This is a genomic window from Nocardia sp. NPDC058518, assembly GCF_042719655.1.
Classification (GTDB): Bacteria; Actinomycetota; Actinomycetes; order Mycobacteriales; family Mycobacteriaceae; genus Nocardia.
The window spans coordinates 14,573-37,330 of the sequence record NZ_JBHXNJ010000016.1; the positions used below are offsets into that span (position 1 = coordinate 14,573).

Genomic DNA, 22,758 nt, shown 5'->3' on the forward strand with positions numbered 1-22,758 from the left:
AACAACCCCCTACACCCCCGGCCCCCCTCCCCCCCCCACCCCACCCCCCCACCCCCCCCCTTTTGGGCGGCACGGCCACTACGTGGCCGGTCCGCGGCCGGGTCGCCGGTTAGCGCTCGAAAGCGCTGAGCCGAAGGCTCTAGTCTCGAGCGCTAACCGGCGGCCCCTCAGGGCCGCGGACACGCGCGCGCCAGCGCGCCGATAAACACAGCCAAACCTGCCTGGGACTACCAGAGCTGAGACCAGATACACCCAACTCAACTGGGCGACAACGAAATTCCACCACCCAGTCGACGAGCCACCGATCCGTACCGAGCATCCAACCGCAACCACGTCCGGGTAGCCCGCACACGAACCAGTTCCGAAGGCTGGATCCGACGTGACTCGGTCTTCTCCCCCGCATGCGGGATGAAATCCATCGCGGTGAGGGCGAAGACGACACGCATCGGTACCTGGACCTCGATATCGCCGGGGCCCGTGACCGTGAGCACCGACTGGTCGAGGAGGGAAGCGGGCGGCCCTTTGGGACCGCCGTGTTCGCGGGCCACATCCGCGCCGCGTTCGGCCAGTTCGACCAGGGTGCGCGCGGGGACGTCGTCGACGTGCGTGAAGCCGTCGGTCGGCGGGAGGGCGCCACGCCAGGCGGAGTCCATCGAGTAGCCGAGGTCGATCGGGTGGCCGGTACTCAGACCCGCGAGGACCGCGTCCGCACCGACGGTGACATCGTCGACGCCGAGTTCAGCGGTGATCGTGCGCACCGCGAGTGTCTCGAAACCCGTTGCCACCCAAGCTGACACGAGGCTGGATCCCCGCCGCCGCAACCGGACGACAGCGGCTGGGTCGAGGCGGATGGCGCGGGTGAGGAAGGTGGCCAGGTTCTCGCGTTCGGCCGGGTCGGGCGTGTGGAGCACCCGCTGTTCGGAGCTCACGAAATCAGGCCCGCCACAGCGCCAGGTAGTCGCGTTCGGACTCGCTGAGCCTGCGCAGCCGCTGGGTGTCGATGTCGAACGCGGCGAGCTGGGTGGTCGCGATGACCGCGGGCGGCGAATCGGGGGCCGCGCCGCTGGCACGCACCTCGTAGCCGATGGTGAAATCGACCGCCCGCAATTGCTTGACCCACATGGCGATGTCGAGCGGGGTGTCCTCGTGACGCAACTGCCCGCGGTACTTCACATGCAGGTCGACCAGCACACAACCCTGCCGCCCCATCGAAGCCGTCGGCTTGTCGTCGTCGAACAGCCACGGAATGCGCGCCTCTTCCAGCAGTGTCACCATCCGAGCGTGGTTGACGTGCTGGAACACGTCCATATCCGACCAGCGGATCTCGACCTTCGCGTGAAAACGCTGCGGCAACACCAGCTCCGGTGCGGGCGTGGCGGTGTTGCCGTTCGGCGAACTCGTCACCGTGGTACCTCCGATTGGGCGCCCACCCCGCTCACCATGCTCCGCACCTGTCGCGCGGCAACCGACAGTGTGGCGAGGTCGTGGGTCCCGGACTCGAACAATTCCGACAGTGCCGCGCGCGCACGGCCCAGCCGGGACTGGTTCTTCGACTCCCAGTATGCAATTTTCTCGTCGGAGGTTTCCTCCGGGTCACCCCCGGACAGCACATCGAGGGTGAGCGAGCGCAACGAACCGTACATGTCGTCGCGCAGGGCGAGCCGCGCCAACGCGTGCCAGCGGTCGCCGCGTTCGAGGTGGCTCACCGCCTCGAGCAGCCAGTCGATCTTGAGGTGCTCGTTGAGCGCGTAGTACAGGGCGCCCACCTCGGCACCGTCGCGATCGGTGATATCGGCGATATCGACGATGTCGAGCAGCGGGAACAGCCCGAGCAGCCCGAACACCTCGGTGGCCAGGTCGGTCGGCGCGCCGCGGGCGATCAGCTCGGCCGCGCCCTGGGTGAGCGAGTCGACGTGGTGCCCGCGCAACCAGCCCGGCACCTGCGGCGCCAGCTCCTGCACCCGGCGGTGATAGCGGTTGATCTCGGCACCGACCGCGATCGGCTGCGGCCGGTTCGTCAGCAGCCAGCGCGACGCACGATCCAGCGTTCGCTTGGATTCCAGTTCCAGCAGGTCACAGACCCCGGTCGGAGCGTCGGCACTGCGGATGCGCGACCACACGTCGTGCAGCTGGAAGATCTCGGTGGCCGCCGCGAACGCGCGCACCGAGTCGGAGGTGGTGGCGCCGACCTCTTCGTTTAGCCGATGGGCGTAGGTGATGCCGCCGTAGTCGACGACCTCGTTGACGATCATCGTGGTGATGATCTCGCGGCGCAGCCGGTGCTTCTTGATCGCCGCGCCGAACTGTTCCCGCAGCGGGGTCGGGAAGTACAGCGGCAGCTTGCTCGCGAAATGGGTGCTGTCGGGCAGGTCGGTATCGAGCAGGTCGGCCTTGAGCCCGAGCTTCACGTGGGCGAGCAGGTTGGCCAGTTCGGGCGAGGCGAGGCCGGCGCCCTCCTCGCCGCGGCGAACCAGTTCGGCTGTCGACGGCAGCGCTTCGAGCTCCCGATCGAGGCCGCGTCGCTGTTCGAGATCGGCGATGACGCGGCCGTGCACGTTGAGCATCCGGGGCGCGTCGGTGCGGGCGATGCCGATCAACGCGTTCTGATCGACGTTGTCCTGCAACACCATTCGGGCGACCTCATCGGTCATCGAGGCCAGCAGCGGATTGCGGTCGGCGGAGGCGAGGCCACCGGCGCTGACCACACCGTCGAGCAGGACCTTGATATTGACCTCGTGGTCGGAGCAGTCGACGCCCGCCGAGTTGTCCAGGGCATCGGTGTTCATCTTGCCGCCGTTGCGGCAGAACTCGATCCGGCCGAGCGCGGTGGCGCCCAGGTTGCCGCCCTCACCGATCACCTTGACCCGCAACTGATTTCCGTCGACGCGCACCGCGTCGTTGGACTTGTCGCCCACCTCGGCATTGGATTCGGTGCTGGCCTTCACATAGGTGCCGATGCCGCCGTTCCACAGCAATTGCACCGGCGCGAGCAGGATCGCGCGCACCAGCTCCGGCGGTGAGAGCGTCTGCACCGCGTCGGGCAGGCCGAGCGCTGCCCGTGCCTGGGGCGAGATCGGCACCGACTTCACGGTCCGCTCGAACACGCCGCCGCCCTCGCTGATCAGGCTCCGGTCGTAGTCGGCCCACGAGGATCGCGGCAGCGCGAACAACCGCTCACGTTCGGCGAACGAACTCGCGGCGTCGGGGTTCGGGTCGAGGAAGATGTGCCGGTGGTCGAACGCGGCGACCAGCCGGATGTGGGGCGAGAGCAGCATGCCGTTGCCGAATACGTCACCGCTCATGTCGCCGACGCCGACAACGGTGAATTCGTGGCTCTGGGTGTCGATGTCCATCTCACGGAAGTGGCGTTTGACCGCTTCCCACGCGCCCTTGGCGGTGATGCCCATCGCCTTGTGGTCGTAGCCCGCCGAGCCACCGGAGGCGAAGGCGTCGCCGAGCCAGAAGCCGTAGCGCATGGCCACATCGTTGGCGATATCGGAGAAGCTGGCGGTGCCCTTGTCGGCGGCGACCACCAGGTAGGTGTCGTCGCCATCGCGGCGCACGACCCGATCGGGCGGCAGCACCGCGCCGGTGGCCAGGTCGACATTGTCGGTGACGTCGAGCAACCCGGAGATGAAGGTGCGGTAGCAGGCGACGCCCTCGGCGATACTCGCCTGGCGGTCGACGGCCGCGTCACCGACCGGAGCGGGCGGACGCTTCACCACGAAACCACCCTTGGCGCCGACCGGCACGATCACCGCGTTCTTCACCGCCTGTGCCTTGACCAGCCCCAGGATCTCGGTGCGGAAGTCTTCGAGCCGGTCCGACCAGCGCAGACCGCCGCGCGCTACCGAGCCGAACCGCAGGTGCACGCCTTCCACCCGCGGCGAGTACACGAAGATCTCGAATTGCGGTCGTGGCTTGGGCAATTCGGCGATCTCGCGCGGCTCCACCTTCAGTGCCAGGTAGTCGCGCGGGCGGCCGTCGGCGTCGAGGACGTAGTTGTTGGTTCGCAGCGTGGCCTTGATCAGGCCCAGCATGGCGCGCAGGATGCGGTCGGCATCCATGCTGACCACCTCGTCGATCCCGGCCCGCACCCGGGCCTCGAGCTCGACGGCGGCCTCGGCGGAGACGGTGGCCGGATCGAATCGGGCGGCGAACAGGTCGACGAAATCGCGCGCGACCTCGGGATGAGCCAGCAGCACACGCGCGATATTGACCTGGGAGTACGGGAATCCCGCCTGCTGCAAGTACTTCGCGTACGCACGCAGGATCGCGACCGACCGCCACGGCAGGCCCGCACGCAGCACGAGTTCGTTGAGGCCGTCGGCTTCGGCGCGGTCGTACCAGACGGCTTCGAAGGCATCGGTGAATCGGGTACGCAACGCGTCGATGTCGCCAGGCGCTTCGAGTAGCGCGGCGTCGATGTCGCCGCCGAGCGCGTTGCGAAGCAGTTCGGGACGGGCCTGCAGGCCGAAATCGTAGATCCAGCGCTCGGTGCCGCCCTCGTGTTCGAGCTGGTAGGGCCGTTCGTCGACCACCTCGACGCCCAGGCTCTGCAGTACGGGAAGCACCTGGCTCAGCGACACACCGGAACCGGCGATGTAGAGGCTGAACCGCCACGAACCGGGCTCCGCTTCGGGCCTGCGGTACAGGTACTGGTCGATACCGCCCTCGGTGAGCTGCTCGAGGCGCACGATGTCGGCCAGCGCGCGAGCGGGGGTGAAGTCCTCCTTGTAGCTCTCGGGCAGCGCGTCCGAATACCGTTTCACCACAGCGGGATCGAGCACCGTGGAGGAGGCGACCGCGTCACCGATCCGGTCGTCCCAGGTGTGGCTGGCGGCGTTGAGCAGGCTCTGCAGGCGCAGCCGGTTTTCCTCGGAGGTGTCGGGGGCCGCTTCGCCGGTGGCCTCGCCGGGCAGCATCACCGTGAAATACACACTGGCGAGCTCGCTTTCGCTCACCCGCGCCGAATAGTCGATATCCACGCCGCCGAGTTCGGCGACCAGGATCTCCTGCATCTCCAAGCGCACCGCGGTGGTGTAGCGATCGCGCGGCAGATACACCATGCAGGCCACGAAGCGGCCGTAGTCGTCGCAGCGCAGGAAGAGCCGGACCTGCCTGCGCAATCCGACGCCGAGCACCGCGACGGCGGTGCGGCGCATGGTCTCGGTGTCGGCGGAGAACAGTTCGGTGCGCGGGAAGGACTCGATCACCTCCAGCATCGCCTGCCCGGAGAAGGAGTCCTTGTCGAACCCCGCACCCTCGATCGCGGTGCGCACCCGGCGGTTGATCACCGGGATGTCGAGGACGTTCTCGTGCACCGCGCTCACGGTGAACACCCCGATGAACAGGTGCACCCCCACCTCCGTGCCCGCCTCGTCGACATCGGCGACACCGACGAAGTACGGGTACACCGAGCGGTGCACGGTCGCGCGCACCAAGCCCTGGGTGAGCAGCAGCAGTGGGCGGTCCTCACCGTTGATGGGCACCTGGAAGTCGGTACCGACATCGGGGCGGAGTACGCCAAGGCTGGCGCCGGGCACCGCCGTGGACACCGTGTGGCCGCCTTCGACGCCGCGCCGGTAGCGGGCATAACCGAGCAGGGTGAAGTTTCCCGCGGCGAGCCAGCGCAGCAGCTGGGCGCAATCGGCCACATCGACGCCGGGGAACGGCGTGGAGCCCGCGGCGGCGGCGCGGTCGAGCTCATCGGCGAGCGAGCTCTGCACCGCGGCCATGGCCTCGGTGTCGTCGATCACCTGGCGGACGTCGTCGATCACCTCGGGCATGGTGCGTTCGATATGGTCGAGCTGCGCCCGGCTCGTCGATGGGTGCAACTGCAGGTGCATCCACGATTCGGCCAGCCCGGTCGCGCCGTGGCCGTCCACCTCGTGCGGCGCGGCGCCGATGAGGTGTCCGTTCTCGTCGCGGGTGACTTCGAAGATCGGATGGATCACCTCGGAGACACTCACCTGCATCCGGCCCAGTGCGGCGGTGACCGACTCCACCAGCAGCGGCATGTCGTCGGTGACGACCTGCACCGCCGCGCCCATCCCGGTCCCGTCGTCGGGATGGTGCACCCGCACTGTGGCCTTGCCGGGGCGGCGAACAGTGGCCAATTCCATGTGGTGGCGGAAGATCTGGGTGATACCGGGGATCGGGAAGTCCACGTCACCGGCATCGACGTGTCGGAAATACGCCTCCTCGAGAGTCGCGAGATCGCCGCGCAAGCTCTGCGGCATTCCCGCGGCCCACGCCGCGCTCGAGATTTCCGACGAGACCGTCATCGTTTAGCCCACTCCCATGGATTGTGGTTCGCTTCGATTTCGCAACTCAGGTGACGCGTTTTCGAGACTAGCTCCGGGTACTCGAACACGCTGAGGGAATTCGGGCTTGCCGCGCCGGTAACTTGCGGAATGCTGGGTGAACGCCAGGGGGCACCGATCGACCCAATGCCGACGGCCCGGCAGAGCGACCGTTCACAGATCGTTCCACCGGGCCGTCGTGCGGGCCGCGCGTATCAGTCGCGCGTCAGCTTGCGGTGCGTAACACGGTGCGGGCGAGCGGCTTCGGCGCCGAGACGCTCGATCTTGTTCGCCTCGTACGCTTCGAAGTTGCCCTCGAACCAGTACCACTTGGCGTCGTTGTCGTTGTCGCCCTCCCACGCCAGGATGTGGGTGCAGGTGCGATCGAGGAACCACCGGTCGTGGGAGATCACGACGGCGCAGCCGGGGAACTGGTCGAGCGCGTTCTCGAGCGAACCGAGGGTTTCGACGTCGAGGTCGTTGGTCGGTTCGTCGAGCAGGATCAGGTTGCCGCCCTCCTTGAGGGTCAACGCCAAGTTCAGGCGGTTGCGCTCACCACCGGAGAGCACACCGGCCGGCTTCTGCTGATCCGGTCCCTTGAAGCCGAACGCGCTGACGTAGGCGCGCGAGGGCATCTCCTGGTTGCCGACCTGGATGAAGTCCAGGCCTTCGGAGACGACCTGCCAGACGTTCTTCTTCGGGTCGATGCCTCCGCGGTTCTGGTCGACATAGCTCAGCTTGACCGTCTCGCCGACCTTCACCTCACCGCTGTCGGGCGATTCGAGACCGACGATGGTCTTGAACAGCGTGGTCTTACCGACACCGTTGGGGCCGATGACGCCGACAATGCCGTTGCGCGGCAGCGTGAACGACAGATCCTTGATGAGCTGACGATCGCCGAAGCCCTTGTCCAGGTGCGACACGTTGACCACGATGTCACCCAGTCGCGGACCCGCGGGGATCTGAATCTCCTCGAAGTCCAACTTGCGGTGCTGCTCGGCCTCGGCCGCCATCTCCTCGTAGCGACCCAGTCGAGCCTTGTTCTTGGCCTGGCGGGCCTTGGCGCCGGACCGCACCCAGGCCAGTTCGTCCTTGAGGCGCTTCTGCAGCTTCTGGTCCTTCTTGCCCTGGACCTCGAGTCGCTGCGCCTTCTTCTCCAGGTAGGTGGAGTAGTTGCCCTCGTAACCGATGGCGCGGCCACGGTCGAGCTCGAGGATCCACTCGGCGACATTGTCGAGGAAGTACCGGTCGTGGGTGACGGCCAGCACGGCGCCCGGGTAGTCGGCGAGGTGCTTCTCGAGCCAGAGCACGCTCTCGGCGTCGAGGTGGTTGGTCGGTTCGTCGAGCAGCAGCAGGTCTGGCTTGCTCAGCAGCAGCTTGCACAGCGCGACGCGGCGACGCTCACCACCGGAGAGGTTGGTGACCGGCTCGTCCGGCGGCGGGCAGCGCAGCGCGTCCATGGCCTGCTCGAGCTGGGAGTCGACATCCCAGGCATCGGCGTGGTCGAGGAACTCCTGCAGCTTGCCCATTTCGTCCATGAGCTCATCGGAGTAGTCGGTGGCCATCAGTTCAGCGATCTCGTTGAACCGATCCAGCTTGACCTTGACCTCGCCGAGGCCCTCCTCCACGTTGCCGCGGACGGTCTTTTCCTCGTTCAGGTCCGGTTCCTGCATGAGGATGCCGACCGTGGCGCCCGCGCCGAGGAACGCCTCACCGTTGTTCGGCCGGTCCAGTCCCGCCATGATCTTCAGCACGCTGGATTTACCCGCGCCGTTGGGACCCACCACACCGATCTTGGCGCCGGGAAGGAAGTTCAAGTACACGTCGTCGAGGATGACTTTGTCGCCGTGCGCTTTGCGAACCTTGATCATCTGATAAATGAACTCAGCCATACGCGGAAGCCTATCGGTGGGAGAAACGGGGACGGGATGCGGAAGGGTCGAGTGCCGCGGAAACGACCCTCATGCGTCGACCTGCTCGGCACCGTTGGTGCTCGACACCACGTCCGGCGATCGCGCGGCGAGAGGATCCGCCACGGTCGTACAGGCTACGGCAACAGCTTCGGTCGATGCATACCCGGTGGCAGCGTCGTCGGCCTCCGGTAGCGCAGCGCCGCGGGCGTCGGAAATATTCCGCACCGCCGCATGCGGCAGCGACCGCATGCCCTCGGACCGGCGAACAACGCTCGCGTGGCATCGCGCCAGATCCGGCCCGACCGCGACCGCGCGCATCTCCAGATCCCGCCGCTCGGTGCCGTCCTTGCCGCGGTACTCGTGCGAGCGCAGTTGTCCGTAGGCGATAACCGGATCGCCACGGTGCAACGATCGATCCACGCCCGCGACCAGCCTGCGCCAGCAACTGATCGTGAGATACAACGTGCCGTTGTCGGTCCACTCCCCCGTCTTGGCGTCGAATCGGCGCGAATTACTCGCCATCCGGAACGTCAGCATCTGCTCGCCGTTGCTGAGATCGCGCCGTACCGGATGGGTGATGACGGTCCCGACCACCGCCGCGTGTGCCTCGTACATCGTGCTCGCCCCCCGCTCGAATCCACCGTTGTTGCTCTGACCACCCAAGAATGACGTGGCGAACGGAGGCGTGGGAGGCGCCGGGTGAATCTGTGGATGAATCGGGCGGTTGTGGATATCTGCCGTGTCAGAGCACGGGAAGCTCGGTGTTCGCGCCGCACAGGACCACAATCGGGCGTACGCCGGGCTCGGGCTTGTACACGCCGCTCTGCACGGCGGCCAGCGCGGCGGCACCTTCGAGTTCGACCACCACGCGGAACTCACGCCAGAGGTATTCGCGGGCTGCCGCGACCGCGTCGTCGGCGACCGCCAGCGCGGGCATCTGGTGCCGCTGGGCGATATCGAAGGCGATGTCGCCCACCCGGGTCGCGCACAGCAGCTCGGTGGCGCGCGACGGCGCGTCGATGTCGACCGGCATGCCCGCCGCGAGCGCCGCCGAGAGCACCGGGATGTGCTCGGATTCGATACCGACGATCTCCCTGCGCTTGCCCAGCGCCGCGCCGAGGCCCGCGATCAGCCCACCACCACCGACCGCGGCGAGCACCGGTGGCCTGCCGCGCACCTGTTCTTCCAGCTCGAGCCCGATGACACCCGCGCCCGCCACCACGGCAGGCATGTCGTAGACGTGCAGATGGTCGGCCCCGCGCTCGGCGGCCAGGGTGGCGGCCCGGCGTTGCGCCTCGGCGTAACTCGTTCCGTGCCACAGCACTTCGGCACCGTGCGCCCACATCGCGGCCACCTTGGTGTGCGGCGCTGATTCCGGCACGACGATCGTGCATTCCTTGCCCAGCTGCGCGGCGGCCAACGCGACCGCGATGCCCGCGTTGCCCGCCGAGGCGACAACCACATGGTCGGCACCGCTGTCGGTGGTCAACAGGGCATTGAGGGCACCACGCACCGTGAATGTGCCGCCGTGCTGCAGGAATTCCATTTTCAGTGATACCGGCACCGGCCCGTCCGGCCCGTCCACACTCGTGTGGAACACCGGTGTCTTGCGCACCCGCCCGGCCAGCCGTCGCCGCGCCGCCCGCACATCGGTGCGCAGCACCCGCTCCGGTCCGGCTCGCTCGGTCGAATCGCTCGACGGCACACCGAATCCGCTCACCGGCGTACCTCGCCGTCACGGCGCGCCAGTTCGGCGTACATCGCGTTGTAGGCGGTCAGGTCGGCATCGTTGTCGCGCTCGGCGGCCCGGTCGGTGCGTTTGGCCAGCTTGGTGTCGCTGCGCGACCACTGGATCAGCAGGGCGAGCATCACCACTACCAGCGGTACCTCACCGCTGGCCCACGCGAAACTGCCGCCGTTGCGCTGATCGGCGAGCAGGTCGATGCGCCAGCCGAGGTCGAGGGTGCGATAGAACCAGTCACCGAGCACGGTCGTCATGCTCATCAGCGCGATGCCGAAGAACGCGTGGAACGGCAGCGTGCCGAACACCATCGCGAGCTTGGTCAGCGGCGCCACCTCGCGCGGCTTGGGATCGATACCGATCACCACCCAGTAGAACAGGTAGCCGCTGAGCAGGAAGTGCGTGTTCATCATCAGGTGGGCGGCGTGCGAGTCGACATAGGTGTCGAAGATGCCGCCCAGATACAGCGCGTAGAACCCGGCGACGAAGATCAGCGACGCCACCACGGGCTGGGTGAGAAACCGCGAGACCGGGTTGTGCACGGCCGCCAGAATCCACTCGCGCGGGCCCGGCACACCGCCGCGCCCTGCCGGCGGGAGCGCGCGCAATGCCAAGGTCACCGCACCACCGAGGGCGAGCAGGATCGGTCCCAGCATCGACAACGCCATGTGTGCGCCCATGTGCACGCTGAACATCGCCGGTGCGTAGCGCCCGACCCCCGACGACGTGGCAAGCAACAGCACCAGGCAGCCACTGCACCAGGCGATGGTGCGCCCGATCGGCCAGGCATCGCCACGCTTGCGCAGCCGGTGGACACCGAGCAGGTAGAGCGCGGCGAGCACGATCGCCAGAGTTCCGAAGATCAGGTCGAAGCGCCAGTCGAACAGCAGGCGGCTCACCGTGGGCGGCCCGGCGAGGTTGTAGCCCAGTTCCACTTCGACCGGCGTCGGCACCGCGGTCGGCGGCGGTGGCGGCGTGCGGCCGAGGCCGACGGCCAGCCCGATGGTCGCCGCGAAGATCAGCATCTCCACGCCGGCGAAGCGGATGAGCGCACCGCGGTCGCGCGGGTCGGCGGCCAGCGCGGGCAGCGAGGCCCGTCGCTGCAGGTAGCCGATGGCGCCGAGCACCAGCAGCGCGGCGGCTTTCGCGAGCACGAGCCTGCCGTACGTGGTGGTGAAGAGGTCCGACACGGGCACCCGCACCCAGGCGTTGACCACGCCGCTGAGGCCGATCACCACGATCGAGATGGTCGCGGCCACCGAGAACCGCCGGGCGGCGATGTCGGTGTTCGCGCCGCTCCGCATCGCGTGCGCCAGCACCGCGACCAGCCCGCCCACCCAGACCGAGGCCGACACCATGTGCAGGATCAGCGAGTTCGTCGCCACGTCATGGGAGCCGCCGGAGGACGAATGCCCGGTCAGCGCCAGCGGCATCATCGTCACCAACGCGCCGACCAGCAGGACCGGCGTCCAGCCCCAGCGCAGCGCGCACCTGCAGCCGATCGCCACGATCAGCGCGAACAACACCGTTGTCCGCCAGGCGCCCGCCACCTCGACCTGCGTGATCACCGGCCACAACACCTCGGGTCGCCAAATGGCGCTCACCGGCTGACCGGTCGTATCCGACACCGTCAACGGCACCAACAGCGCCGCGCTCGCCGCCCACACCAGCGCGGCGTCCGAGGCCCGCCGCACCGCCCGGTACCCACCGACATCGAGCAGACCGCCGTCACGCGGGGGCAGCAGAAACGCCGCGAACAACAGGGACCCGACGGTCACCGCCGCGGCCAGATCGGCCACCGCACGCAGCGCCGGCAATCCATATGTTGTCAACGCCCCCGGATCGGGTATACCGAGCAAACTGAGCGCGTGCGCCGCCGACAACCCGACCACAATGGCCGCGACTACGGCGGCGATACACCCGGCCACGACGCTGAGCACACCGAACGACGCCGCCGGACCCGTTTCCGCCGGTGGTCCGCCGTCGACGGCTGGTCCACCGGAGGGGTCCTGCGATAACGACATGACAACGAGGGTAGTTCGACGTGCCCGGCCACGACCCGATGGGGCGTCACACCCGAGCCCCCGCTCGACGATCCGGTCGGTCGCTATACTTTTCGAGCTGGACAGCGTGGCCGACTTCGGCCAAGGTGGATGCGACTGCCTCCGTAGCTCAGTTGGATAGAGCAAGGGCCTTCTAATCCCTAGGTCGCAGGTTCGATTCCTGCCGGGGGCGCAAAACGCCTCTGACCTGCAAATATAGTAGGTCAGAGGCGCCCACTCCATCGAGCACAATGCTCCACCAGCTAGGGATTATTGCGCTCAGAATGGGCAGATGACCCAGGATTTCGACGACCTCGAGGAGCTGCTGGAGGACTTCGTCGGCGAGCTCCGACAGACGAACAAGTCCAAGGGCACAATCGACACCTACTGCCGCAACGTCGGGTACTTCCGTGCCTACCTTGCCGCAGAGGGCAGACCCACGAACGTGGACTCGCTGACGAAGGATGCGATCGGCGCGTATATCGGGCACACGCTGGTCCGCCCGAATCAGCGCACCGGCAAGCCCTGACACCGGAGTACGCGGGCAGGCAGTACCGGAGCTTGCAGCAGTTCTGCAAATACCTGTTCCGCGAGGAACTGATCGAAGTCAATCCGTTCGACCGGATGGATCCACCGACCATCCCAGAGAAGCAAGTTCCGGTGCCACCCATCGACGCCATGCGGCGCCTCCTTGCCGCATGCGACGGGCCGGAGTTCGAGGACCGCCGCGATACCCGCGGCGGCGGGCTTCAACGCACGCGCACGAATGATTGGCGACAAGGGCGCACAGCCTGTGCGGCGCACCCTCAGCGTGCAGGAACTCGGCACCATCGACCGGGTGGAATCCCGTCGTCACCAGCTCAGCGCTGTACCCGATGTCATGCAGCCAGGCCGCGGCGACGAGCAGCTCCGGATCGTCGACCGCGTCGGCGACCGTAGCCGCACGCCGCGCCACGCCCTCTACGTGTTGAAGTCGGCGCGGGAGGTCACGCAAGCACGTCCGGGCGACTTCCTCAGCCCAGACGACGAGGTCGTCCGTCATGCTCTCCACGGTATCGACCGGGGCAAGCCCCCAGTGTTTTCGCACTCAGAACCCAGAAAGGCGTGGTCGACGGTTCCTGAATCTCCCGGCTTTCCTGCGGACCGCCTGACCGCCGATACCGCCCGGGATAGGAACGGAACCGGCTGCCAGGCCTACGACTTCCGAGGCTCGAGAGCTGAGCTTACCGAGACTTTCCGGCCACTTGGACCCCGCATACCGGCACTTCGGGCGCATCTCGGCCACAATCGAGCAATGTCTGGAAGGTTGCGCAGGAAGACAACCGCGGCGCAGGCGCGGATCGGAAAGAGCAACAAGGCCATCAGGCGCCGCACGAAGCGGTTCGGGTTGCTACCGGCGGTCGTTTCCGCACTCGGGGCCGGGGTCCTCGTCGCGTTTTTGGCTTACCAGGTCGTACATGGGGTCGCCCAGCCCGACGACCAGGCTAAGGCCGCGCCGATCGATATCGCCAAGGTCGCGCTGGCGATCGTCGCCGGAGTCGGCGGTGTGGTGGCGTTGGTGATCGCCTATCGGCGCCAGCGTGATGCCGAGCAGGGTCGGTTCGTTGAGCGGTTCGGCGCCGCTGCCGCCCAGCTCGGCGCGACCGATGTCGCAGTCCGAATTGCCGGGGTATACGCCATGGCTCGCGCCGCCGACGAAGCCGACGGCCTGCACCGTCAGCAGTGCATCGATGTGCTCTGCGGATATCTGCGCCTGCCCTACGACGCCGTACACGGCACCAGCGGACGAACCAAGTTCGTGGTCAAAGAGCCCCGGATCGAGCATGGGCGGGTTCGCGGAGAGACCGAAGAACACGTCGAGTATCGGCAGAACGACAGCGAGGTCCGCAAGACCATCGTGCGCGTGATTGCCGATCGCCTGCGACCGGAGGCCGAATACAGTTGGTCGGCAAGCGACTTCGACTTCCGCACCGCCCACCTCGAAGACGTCGACCTCAGTCATGCCACATTCGCTGGTGACGCTAGGTTCGACGAGGCGAGGTTCACCGGCGGCGCCTGGTTCGACAAGGCACGGTTCACCGGCGACGCCTGGTTCGACAAGGCGACTTTCACCGGCGACGCCTGGTTCAACGAGGCGACGTTCACCGGCGACGCCTGGTTCAACGAGGCGACGTTCGTCGGCGGCGCCTGGTTCACCGAGGCGACATTCACCGGCGACGCCGGGTTCACCGAGGTGAGGTTCACCGGCGGCGCCTGGTTCAACGAGGCGAGGTTCACCGGCGACGCTTGGTTCAACACGGCGACGTTCACCGGCGGCGCCTGGTTCACCGAGGCGACATTCACCGGCGACGCCGGGTTCAACACGGCGACGTTCACCGGCGACGCCGGGTTCAACGAGGTGATGTTCGCGGGTAAGTCCAGTTTCGTGGCTGCTGACTTCGGCTCGGGGCGCATCGCGTTCATCGAGCCGCGGCAGTGGGGTCCGCCGCCGCCGGAATTCGATTGGGGCGAGGATGGCCGCAGGAAGCCGAGCAATGTCGAACCACAGATCTGGCCGCCCGTCACGGCGGCACCATGACCTCGCCAGGCGGTATGCAACCGCGCCGGTGTCGACCGGGTGTGAGCCGCTCTGGGGCGGTTCGAGTGTGCTTCGCCACTCCGAACTCGCCATTCACCAGCTAGGGATTTTATGATTTCGCTCGCCCGCGACCTGCATAGGGCCAGCTCAGCACAATGTTCGCTGGTCAGGAACTTCTAATCCCTAGGTCGCAGGTTCGATTCCTGCCGGGGCGCACAGCGGCCCTGACCTGTACGAATGTTAGGTCAGGGCCACCACGGGTTCCGAGCACAAGGCTCGACCGGCCAGGAACTTTCGCATCCGCTCCGACGTCACGGAAGCGTCCAGAACACTCTCGTCACCAGGTAGAAGAACACCGCGGCGACCGTCAGAAAGCCCACCGAGCAGGCGAGTCCGACCATGTCGGTGCGGGGATCGCGGTGTGGGCGCGGTCGCATCCAGAATCCCAGGGCGCGGGTGACGACCGGCATCACCACCCAGGTCAACAGGCTGACCGACAGAATGTTCCCGACCAGCAAACTGATCCACAGCTGCGCGCCCGGCCAGATCTCGGCGATCGCCACGGTGAGGATCACGACCGTCGGATACAGCCCTACCAGGACCGACAGTGCCGTCTTCCACGACGCGGGACCGCCTTCCACGCCGGTTTCGCTCGGCGGAAACCACGACCCGTAGGGGTTGGCGATTCGGTGAACCTCGAAGTCCCTGAAGTCCGGCGCTTCCGCGAGCAGCGCCTTGCGCTGGGGCGATTCGAGCCACCGGTCGAGATGCTCGGCCGAGGCGAAGGAATAGATGATCGTCCAGTCGTTCTGCACACCGGGAATCGGCCGATGCAGCCCGGATCCGCGAAAGCCCCGAAATGTCCGCTCGGCCTCGGTCATGCGGTCCTGCCAGGCGATGAATTCCGTCTCACGTTCGGCCGCGACGGGGTGCGAAACGACGACCGTCACTACCTCGTCGTCCGGCTCGTCGACCAGCACATGCTGCGTCGCCGGCCGCTCGAAGAGCCCGTTTCCTCTCGCGAGGAGTTCGTCTCGGGTATCGCTGGCGAGCCAGCGCTTCAGGTCGACGATGTCGTCGAACCGATACACGACCGACCAGTCGGATCGAGCGTCACCCGGTGGTGTCACGTCGGCGCCGAGGAATCCCGGGAAGGTCGCCGCGGCGTCGTTCACCTCCGTCTGCCACCGCCGAAACTCGACCTCGCGACCGGCTAGAGGCTGTTGGGTGACGACCACCGTCGCCGGGGCGGGCCTCGGCGGCACAGCTTTCGAAGCCGACATGTCAGTACGGGTGCTTATCGGGTTTTTCGGCCCAGGTCTTGTACGCTTCGGCGCCCAGATCCCTGCGGAACTGTTCGATTTTCACGGACCGCTCGGGCAGCGGCCTCGTGAAGTCCTCGTATTGATACGCGTCGTCGAAGCCGATTTCGCTGGTGTCGGCCAGATCGCTCGCGAAATGCACGGCGTCGAGACGCGCCCAATAGATTGCGCTCATACACATGGGACACGGTGCGCCGCTGATGAATATCTCCATCCCCATCAACATTTTCGCGCGCTCCGGGACCTTGTCGGCGGATCCCGCCGGTCGCGGGACCAATTCGAGCGTCGCCTCGTTCTGGTGCTCTTTGGAAATGCTCGGAGCCTCACCGTTGAGGACCTGGGTCGCCTTGCGGATGGACTCTATCTCGGCGTGCGCGGTGGCGTCACCAGTGAGTAGCACTCGATTCTGCCCTCGCGCGACGATCACTCCGTCCTTCGCGATGACCGCGCCGAACGGTCCACCCCAATCGTTGTCCACAGACTCTTTCGCCAGCCTGCATGCCTCTTCCATGAGTTGATCCGGTGTCATCGGAAATGCACCTCGCAGTGTGGGTCGGATGTATTGAATCTACTCCGGCCCGACCGCTGCGGAATAGCGTCGGAGTGGCCACGCCATTCGGATGACTCACCCTTTTCGGGTGAGTCGCGCCCGCTGCCGGTATGTGAATCTGAGCATCATTCACAGACCAGGAGAATCCGATGAAACTCAGAACCAGCATCTGCGGGATCGCATCGATCGCGGTGGTTGTGCTGATGACCGCGTCGTGTGGCTCCGACGATGACGCATCCGCCCCGGCAGTCACCTCGACCACCCAGACCGACGCCGTACGCAGCAGTGTCGCCGCGACGGCCTCCTCGGTGGTGAGCACCATGCGCGACACCGCGCAGCAAGCGGTTCAGGACGCGATCAACACGGTCCTGGCCGCCGCACCGATCACCTTCGACGCGGGTAGTTCCGACCTCGGCGCGGGCGCCGTCGCGACCCTCAAAGCGGTAGCGGTCCCGTTGCAGGGCAACGACACGAAGATCCAGATCACGACCTACGCCGAGGATTCGAATGTCGTCACGGCCAAATCGCTGGCCGAGGCACGCGGTGACAACATCGCGGCCGCGCTGGAGGGCGACGGCATCGACAAGTCGCGGATCACGGTGAAGTCCGACGCGAATCCCTCCGACCAGGCGGTCGATGCCGACGAGGCCACGATCACGGTGGTCGACGAATAGCGGGTTGCCCGCACCGTCGCACATACCGCTGTGACCTGCGCCGATGCAGGTCACAGCGGTGCGATGCCGGGATGGGGGACGGAGCCGGGTAATCTTTCGCCCCATGTGGATCATCCTTGCCATCTCCGTGGTCAGCTCGGTCGCCATCGCGATCTTGTTCGCGACGGGCTTCCCCAAGGACTGAGCATGTCCCGATAGCCCTGCGCGCGGCGAGCACCAGCGATCCGGCCCGTTCTCGTCCTGATTCGTGGCGATCGGCCTAGAGTTGACTGATTGTGCGGGGCAATGTGGCGGGGGATGGAGGGCTTGCTTTCGCGGTGCGGCGTCGTCGCAAGCCTGGGGCTGTCCGGGTGTATTGGACGCTGGCGCGGGCGGGATTCAAGCGGCAGGCGCAATACAAGCTGGCGATGTTCGCCGGGCTGTTCACCAACTGCGTGTTCGGGTTCGTTCGTGCGGCCGTGATGGTCGCGGCGGTGCGTTCCGCCGGTGATTTCGGCGGGTACGACGAGGGAACCATCGGCGCTTATGTGTGGTTGTCGCAGGCCCTGCTGGGCGCCACCCAGTTCATGGGACCGCAGATCGACCTCGTCGACCGGATCAAGTCCGGTGACGTGGCGATCGATTTCCTGCGCCCGATCGACGTGCAACTCGGCTACCTGGCCACCGATATGGGTCGCGCCGCCTGCACGATCCTGCCGCGCGGAGTACCGAGCATCGCCATCGGCGCCGCCACGTTCGGCTTGTCGATGCCGAGCTCACCGGTGTCCTATCTACTCGGTCTGATCAGTGTGCTGCTCGCGGTGGCGTTGTCGTTTCTGTGCCTGTTCGCGGTGGCGCTGATCGGGTTCTGGGTGGTCGAGATCCGTGGTATCCGGGTGCTGTACCAGATCGTCGGAACGTTTCTCGCAGGCCTTTTCGTCCCGGTACACATGTTCCCCGACTGGCTGCGTGTCGTCGCCATGTCTACGCCGTTTCCCTCCATCCTGCAGGCCCCGATCGATACGCTGTCAGGGCGGGCCGCTGGGTCGGACGCCCTGATCATCGTTGCGGTACAAGGCTTCTGGGTGCTGGTGATCGGACTGCTCGGCAGGGTGTTGCTGCGAGCGGGACAACGCAGGCTGGAGGTACAGGGTGGCTGAACCGGATTCCGCGCGCATCCTGGCCGGGACCTGGTTCACTCCCTATCTCGCAGTATTGCGTTCGCGTGTGAAAGCCCAGCAGGTGTACCGCCTTTCGTTCGCCACCGAGGTGTTCAGCGCCTTCCTGATCGGCCTGGTCGAGTTCGGCGAGGTGTGGGTGATCTTCCACAATGTCGGCACACTCGGCGGTCTCGATGTCGACGCGGCACTGCTGCTGTTCGGGTTGTCCAACACCTCGTTCGCGCTGTCCCAGGTCGCGGTCGGGCATCTGGATTCGCTGCCGTCGATGATCCGCATGGGCACCCTCGACGCCTATCACCTTCGCCCACAGCCGTTGCTGTTGCAGCTGGTGACCAGTGACATCTCGTTACGAAGACTCGCGCGGGCCGCGGTCGCGGTGATCGTGCTCGGGATCGGGCTGTGGCGCAACGATATCGACTGGGGCATCGCCCCGGTTACCTTGATCGTGATCACCCTGATCAGTGGAATCGCGCTGTTCTGTGGCCTTTTCGTATGCGCGGCCGGACTACAGTTCTTCCTGATCGACGGTGCCGAGCTCACCAACAGCTTCACCTACGGCGGTTCGTTCGCCGCGATGCAGCCGGCCTCGGTGTTCCCGACACCGCTGAAACTGTTGTTCGGGTTCGCGATTCCCGTCGCGTTCACGGCGTACGTGCCGACCATCGCGCTACTCGGACTGCCGGGACCGGCGCTGCTGCCCGCGTGGTCGGCGTGGCTCACGCCACTGGCCGCGGCGTGGGTGTGGCTGCTCGCTTCGGCGGCATGGCGGATCGGTACGAGGCACTACCAGGGAGGAGGGGGATAGATGTTGGACGAGCACGAGAACCAGGAACCGATCATCGACATCGATGACCTCACCCGGCAATTCACCGTCTACCGCAAGAACGGCAGCCGCTGGCGCCGACATCGCGACACCATCACCGCCGTCGACCGGATGAGTTTCCGGATCGAACGCGGCTCCGCGGTCGGCTATATCGGTGCCAACGGCGCGGGCAAGTCGACGACCATCAAGATGCTCACCGGCATCCTCGTGCCGACCACCGGCACCGTGCGCACCTGCGGCCTGGAGCCGGTGCGCCAGCGAAAGGAACTCGCCTCGCGCATCGGCGTCGTGTTCGGGCAGCGTTCGCAACTGTGGTGGGATCTGCCGCTGCACGAATCGTTTTCGATCCTGGCGGCGATCCATCGCCTCGACCCCGACATCGCCGACAAGCGGACACACGAACTGGTGGAGCAGCTGGAAATGGCCGATACCCTCGACACCCCGGTACGCCAGCTCTCGCTCGGTCAGCGCATGCGCGCGGAAGTTGCGGCCGCACTGTTGCATTCGCCCGAGCTGGTGATCCTGGACGAGCCGACGATCGGCCTCGACGTGCTGTCCAAACAGCGATTACGTGAGTTCCTGCGCGCCGAACGCATCGAGCGCGGCACCACGCTGCTGCTCACCACCCACGATATGGGCGATATCGAACGGCTCTGCGATCGGGTGCTCGTCGTCGATTACGGCAGGCTGGTGTACGACGGTTCACTGACCGGGCTCGGGGCCACCGTCGGCGCGCGCCGGGTACTCGTGGTCGACCTGGCCGCTCCCACACCGGATCTCGACGATCTGCCGTGCGGGGCGCAGTTGCTGTCCAGCGAGGCGGGCGGCATGCGCCAGCGCCTGGCGTTCGACGCCGAGAAGACCACCGCGGCGGCTTTACTGGCGGCGGTGTCGGACCGGGCGCAGGTGCGCGATCTGTCGATCGAGGAACCCGATATCGAGGACGTGGTCCGCCGGATCTACGAGTCGACCCGCTGAACTCAGCTCGACCCGTCCGGAGCCCCCGCGTACATGCTCACCTCGCCGCCCTCCCCGAGGAAGGCGTTGACCAGCATGATCCGCTGCCCGCGCAGGTCCTCGTCGTCGGGAGCTCCGGTGGTGATCGATATCTGCGGGATGGATGCCCAGTTCACGACGTAGCGCTCGGGTGGTCCGTCGTCGTCGGACAGGCGCGCGAGCCGGAACACCGACACCGCTCGACGTTCCATGAGGCCGCGCACGACATCGGCGATGCGCTCTGGGGATTCCAGTGCGAACAGGAACCCGAAGGTCAGCTCTGGGGAGGACACGTAGGCGGGCACAATATCGAGGTTAGTGCATTCGGCGCCGAAATGATTGCCAGAAATGTGCCACCACGGTTACCGGGGAGTGCTCATGGGGAGACCCATCCGTAATGGTGGATAACAATTTCCGCCGACCGCCGGGTTTGTACACCATACTATTGCGCGCCACGGCCGGATCGCGCTTTCCTGAAAGGGTCCCGATTTTCCCCGGGCCGTCTTCTCCACCCGCAGCGTCGCGGACATTTGTCGACGTCCGGGCGGGGCTACGCCGGTGCCGGGGAGTGCACCCCCATACATCCTCCTCGGCTCTGGCGTATCCATGCACGAATGCGTTATCAGGGGGGCAACCACCATGCCGATCGATCACGGCCATCGCCTGGATGCCGCGCAACTGCCGACTCCCTCGGCACTGTTGCGGGCTTTTCTGGAAACCGACCACCCCGACCCGATGCGACACCGGGTTCTCGACGCCGCCAGCGGGCTCGCGAGCTGCCACGATCGTCGGCGCCGAGTCCTGGAGCAGGCACGCGACCCCGCCGCGTCGAGTAGCACGGGCGCGGCATGCGGGCGCCTGGTCGACGACATCGACAACGACCGCAACGCGCTGATCGCCCGCATCGACGACTGGGTCGCCGCCCATGTCGAACACCGCGACGGCGCCTCGCTGCACACCGAGACCCTCGGCGCGGTGATCGACCGGATGGCCGCGAAATGGATTGCCGCCCAGCAGGCCATGGCCGGACCGGCGCAAACGACAACGACACCACGGCAGCGGGAGGCTCGCACCCATCTGCAGTGGTGTCGTCTTGCCGAATTGACCGACGGCTACCGGGATCTGATCACCGATGTCACCGAACACCGCAGGCGGTTGCCGGTGTGGTGAACCCTCAGGCCTTGTCGCCCGGCTCGGCGAACAAGGGCGTCGCACCGAGATCGCCGTCGGCCGGAGCGTCGAGGTCGACCGTGTCGGTCTCGACGACCCGCTCCTTCGCGAACTCGGCCTCGGCCCGGTCCTGTGCCGCATCGCGACGAGCAGCAGCCGCGGCTTCTCTCATCTCGATCGCGTCGGTGACGAACTCACCGATCTCCCGGGCAACCTCGGCGACGGTTCCCGTGATCAGGGTGGCGATCTTGCCGACCCGCTGGGCACCGGATGACGTCAGTTCCTGGACCAGATCCTTATTGCTTTCGAATTTGCCGACCATTACACGCCCACTTCGGTTGCCTTCCGATTACGCATAACGATAACACCGGGCTGGGTCGCCCTCTTCACGAAACGATCGGGCACCGAGAGCAGGAAGATCTTGGCCCAGACCGACCCGATCTGCTTGGAGAAACGACCGGTGTTGTAGGGCAGGCCGTACTTCTCGGCCAGCGCCTTCACCTCGGGTGCGATCTCCGGGTACCGGTTTGCCGGGATATCGGGGAACAGGTGGTGTTCGATCTGGTGCGACAGGTTGCCCGACATGATGTGGAACAGCCGCGAGCCCTTGATGTTGGCCGAGCCGAGCATCTGACGCACGTACCACTCACCGCGGGTCTCGACCTCGGTCTCGTCCTTGGAGAACGTCTGTACACCCGACGGGAAGTGACCACAGAAGATGATCGAGTAGGTCCACACATTGCGCACCAAGTTGGCCGCCGCATTGCCGGCCAGTGTGTGCAGGAACAGCGGACCGGTCAGCGCCGGGAACATCACGTAGTCCTTGAGGACCTGCTTGCCCGCCTTCTTGCCCTGCCCCTTGAGCAGCGGCTTGAGGTCGGACCACTTGCGCTTGCCCTTGATGATGTTGTCGGCCTCGAGGTCGTGGAGCATCACGCCCCACTCGAAGAAGGTCATCAGCAGGAACGCGTAGAGCGGGTTACCCAGGTAGTACGGGTTCCACTTCTGCGCGGGGTCGATTCGCAGGATGCCGTAACCGATGTCGCGGTCCATGTCGACGATGTTGGTGTAGGTGTGGTGCATGTAGTTGTGCGAGTGCTTCCACTGGTCGGCGGGGCAGACCGTGTCCCAGTCGAATTCGCGGGAGTTGATGCCGCGCTCACGCATCCAGTCGTACTGGCCGTGCATGACGTTGTGGCCGATCTCCATGTTGTCGAGGATCTTCGACACACCGAGCGCGGCGACACCGGCCAGCCAGAACGGCGGCAGGAAGCCCAGGTACATCAGACCGCGGCCGGCGATCTCGAAGCCACGCTGGGTCTTGATGATGTTGTAGATGTAGTCGCGGTCGCGTTCGCCGAGGTCGTCGACGACGCGGGCACGGATCGCGTCGAGCGCGGCGCCGAGTTCTTCGACCTGCTCCGGGCTCAGGATGACCGGGCCGTCTTTGCCTTCGGTGAGGATCGTCATGGCTGTATCTCCCC

Annotated in this window: 20 protein-coding genes and 1 tRNA gene; 8 read left to right on the top strand and 13 right to left on the bottom strand. The window is 66.3% G+C overall.

Annotated features, from left to right (window positions below):
- Positions 1–257 precede the first annotated feature (257 nt).
- From ACFWPX_RS24725 to ACFWPX_RS24755, 7 genes are all read right to left on the bottom strand, one after another.
- Complete coding sequence (locus ACFWPX_RS24725) at positions 258–929, bottom strand: hypothetical protein (protein WP_378918251.1); 672 nt, start codon at positions 927–929, stop codon at positions 258–260.
- Between the two features lie 4 nt (positions 930–933).
- Positions 934–1,404, bottom strand: coding sequence for an acyl-CoA thioesterase (locus ACFWPX_RS24730; protein WP_378918253.1), 471 nt, complete (start codon positions 1,402–1,404; stop codon positions 934–936).
- Positions 1,401–6,287, bottom strand: coding sequence for an NAD-glutamate dehydrogenase (locus ACFWPX_RS24735; RefSeq protein WP_378929411.1), 4,887 nt, complete (start codon positions 6,285–6,287; stop codon positions 1,401–1,403). The genes ACFWPX_RS24730 and ACFWPX_RS24735 overlap by 4 nt, the downstream gene beginning before the upstream one ends.
- A gap of 233 nt (positions 6,288–6,520) precedes the next feature.
- Positions 6,521–8,197: an energy-dependent translational throttle protein EttA gene (gene ettA, locus ACFWPX_RS24740; protein ID WP_378929414.1), complete on the bottom strand. Its 1,677-nt coding sequence runs from the start codon at positions 8,195–8,197 to the stop codon at positions 6,521–6,523.
- A gap of 69 nt (positions 8,198–8,266) precedes the next feature.
- Positions 8,267–8,833 carry a single-stranded DNA-binding protein gene (locus ACFWPX_RS24745; RefSeq protein WP_378918259.1) on the bottom strand — a complete coding sequence of 189 codons (567 nt, stop codon included), beginning with the start codon at positions 8,831–8,833 and terminating at the stop codon, positions 8,267–8,269.
- 127 nt (positions 8,834–8,960) lie between these two features.
- Positions 8,961–9,938 (bottom strand): serine/threonine dehydratase, encoded by a 978-nt coding sequence (locus ACFWPX_RS24750; RefSeq protein ID WP_378918261.1) that lies wholly within the window; start codon positions 9,936–9,938, stop codon positions 8,961–8,963.
- On the bottom strand, positions 9,935–11,983 hold the full coding sequence (locus ACFWPX_RS24755) for a cytochrome c oxidase assembly protein (RefSeq protein ID WP_378929417.1): 2,049 nt from the start codon (positions 11,981–11,983) through the stop codon (positions 9,935–9,937). The genes ACFWPX_RS24750 and ACFWPX_RS24755 overlap by 4 nt, the downstream gene beginning before the upstream one ends.
- Before the next feature lie 137 nt (positions 11,984–12,120).
- On the opposite strand from ACFWPX_RS24755, the gene ACFWPX_RS24760 reads away from it, so the two are divergent.
- Positions 12,121–12,194, top strand: a tRNA-Arg gene (locus ACFWPX_RS24760).
- 99 nt (positions 12,195–12,293) lie between these two features.
- The gene (locus ACFWPX_RS24765) at positions 12,294–12,530 is read left to right on the top strand and encodes a hypothetical protein (RefSeq protein ID WP_378929420.1); all 237 of its coding nucleotides are present in this window, start codon (positions 12,294–12,296) and stop codon (positions 12,528–12,530) included.
- 78 nt (positions 12,531–12,608) lie between these two features.
- Here the strand turns inward: ACFWPX_RS24765 and ACFWPX_RS24770 are convergent, their stop codons facing one another.
- Positions 12,609–13,043, bottom strand: a complete 435-nt coding sequence (locus tag ACFWPX_RS24770) for an HD domain-containing protein (protein WP_378929423.1) — start codon at positions 13,041–13,043, stop codon at positions 12,609–12,611.
- 636 nt (positions 13,044–13,679) lie between these two features.
- Here ACFWPX_RS24770 and ACFWPX_RS24775 point away from each other — a divergent pair.
- Entirely contained in the window at positions 13,680–14,579 is a 900-nt protein-coding gene (locus ACFWPX_RS24775; RefSeq protein ID WP_378929735.1) for a pentapeptide repeat-containing protein, read from the top strand.
- A gap of 311 nt (positions 14,580–14,890) precedes the next feature.
- Here the strand turns inward: ACFWPX_RS24775 and ACFWPX_RS24780 are convergent, their stop codons facing one another.
- Both ACFWPX_RS24780 and ACFWPX_RS24785 read right to left on the bottom strand, forming a co-directional pair.
- Complete coding sequence (locus ACFWPX_RS24780; protein ID WP_378929426.1) at positions 14,891–15,862, bottom strand: antibiotic biosynthesis monooxygenase; 972 nt, start codon at positions 15,860–15,862, stop codon at positions 14,891–14,893.
- 1 nt (position 15,863) lies between these two features.
- A complete protein-coding gene (locus tag ACFWPX_RS24785) occupies positions 15,864–16,430 on the bottom strand; it encodes a nucleoside deaminase (RefSeq protein ID WP_378918271.1) in 567 nt (188 codons plus the stop codon).
- A 170-nt stretch (positions 16,431–16,600) separates the two neighbouring features.
- Here ACFWPX_RS24785 and ACFWPX_RS24790 point away from each other — a divergent pair, with 170 nt between their 5' ends.
- The 4 genes from ACFWPX_RS24790 (at position 16,601) to ACFWPX_RS24805 (ending at position 20,086) form a co-directional block, all read left to right on the top strand.
- Complete coding sequence (locus tag ACFWPX_RS24790; protein ID WP_378929429.1) at positions 16,601–17,125, top strand: OmpA family protein; 525 nt, start codon at positions 16,601–16,603, stop codon at positions 17,123–17,125.
- A 350-nt stretch (positions 17,126–17,475) separates the two neighbouring features.
- Positions 17,476–18,264, top strand: a complete 789-nt coding sequence (locus ACFWPX_RS24795; protein ID WP_378918275.1) for an ABC transporter permease — start codon at positions 17,476–17,478, stop codon at positions 18,262–18,264.
- On the top strand, positions 18,257–19,090 hold the full coding sequence (locus ACFWPX_RS24800) for an ABC transporter permease (RefSeq protein ID WP_378918276.1): 834 nt from the start codon (positions 18,257–18,259) through the stop codon (positions 19,088–19,090). The genes ACFWPX_RS24795 and ACFWPX_RS24800 overlap by 8 nt, the downstream gene beginning before the upstream one ends.
- Entirely contained in the window at positions 19,091–20,086 is a 996-nt protein-coding gene (locus tag ACFWPX_RS24805; RefSeq protein WP_378918278.1) for an ATP-binding cassette domain-containing protein, read from the top strand. It begins immediately after the preceding gene.
- 2 nt (positions 20,087–20,088) lie between these two features.
- Here ACFWPX_RS24805 and ACFWPX_RS24810 read toward each other — a convergent pair whose 3' ends face one another.
- Entirely contained in the window at positions 20,089–20,409 is a 321-nt protein-coding gene (locus tag ACFWPX_RS24810) for a hypothetical protein (RefSeq protein WP_378918280.1), read from the bottom strand.
- A gap of 334 nt (positions 20,410–20,743) precedes the next feature.
- Here ACFWPX_RS24810 and ACFWPX_RS24815 point away from each other — a divergent pair, with 334 nt between their 5' ends.
- The gene (locus ACFWPX_RS24815; protein WP_378929432.1) at positions 20,744–21,274 is read left to right on the top strand and encodes a DUF4254 domain-containing protein; all 531 of its coding nucleotides are present in this window, start codon (positions 20,744–20,746) and stop codon (positions 21,272–21,274) included.
- A gap of 4 nt (positions 21,275–21,278) precedes the next feature.
- Here the strand turns inward: ACFWPX_RS24815 and ACFWPX_RS24820 are convergent, their stop codons facing one another.
- Entirely contained in the window at positions 21,279–21,596 is a 318-nt protein-coding gene (locus ACFWPX_RS24820; RefSeq protein ID WP_378929435.1) for a hypothetical protein, read from the bottom strand.
- On the bottom strand, positions 21,596–22,744 hold the full coding sequence (locus ACFWPX_RS24825) for a fatty acid desaturase family protein (protein ID WP_378929438.1): 1,149 nt from the start codon (positions 22,742–22,744) through the stop codon (positions 21,596–21,598). Before ACFWPX_RS24825 ends, ACFWPX_RS24820 begins: the two co-directional genes overlap by 1 nt.
- Positions 22,745–22,758 lie beyond the last annotated feature (14 nt).